Genomic DNA, 491 nt, shown 5'->3' on the forward strand with positions numbered 1-491 from the left:
GAATCGTATGTGCAAACCGGTGTTGATGACGAATGGGTGAGCAGCTGGAACGCCGCTTCCCTGCAAGCCGGTACAGTGGCTTACCGTTCACGCGGCGCCTGGTTTGTTCAGCACCCTGCCGCTACCAACTACGATATTTCGGCAGCCGCCTGTCACCAGACCTGGCAAACCGATCGCGCTACCAGCGTTAAGAATGCAGCGATCGCCACTGCGGGTATTGTGCTGATCAAGAACGGCGCTATTTACAAAGCAGAATACTGTGCCGAAACCAACAACTCAGGTTGTGGAGATGGCTACAGCGGCACCAGCACTGATTACCCCTGTATTGCGGATGCACGTTGTGCCGGCAGAACAAAGAGTGGCGCCGGCCGTGGCATGTGTCAATGGGGTTCAAGCTTCTGGGGCACCGATCAAACTTATACCTGGATATTAAACCACTATTATAATCCCGATACGGCCGCTATTCAAACCGGCACTTTGGCTACCAGCAG

The 491-nt window shown here is 54.4% G+C and carries 1 protein-coding gene; it reads left to right on the forward strand.

Translation table 11 applies throughout. The annotated features are described in order from the left end of the window. The coding region (locus tag A3860_RS07485) for a SpoIID/LytB domain-containing protein (protein WP_143773992.1) at nucleotides 1-491 on the forward strand (491 nt) is incomplete at both ends.

It is taken from the genome of Niastella vici (assembly GCF_002077945.1).
GTDB classification, from domain to species: domain Bacteria; phylum Bacteroidota; class Bacteroidia; order Chitinophagales; family Chitinophagaceae; genus Niastella; species Niastella vici.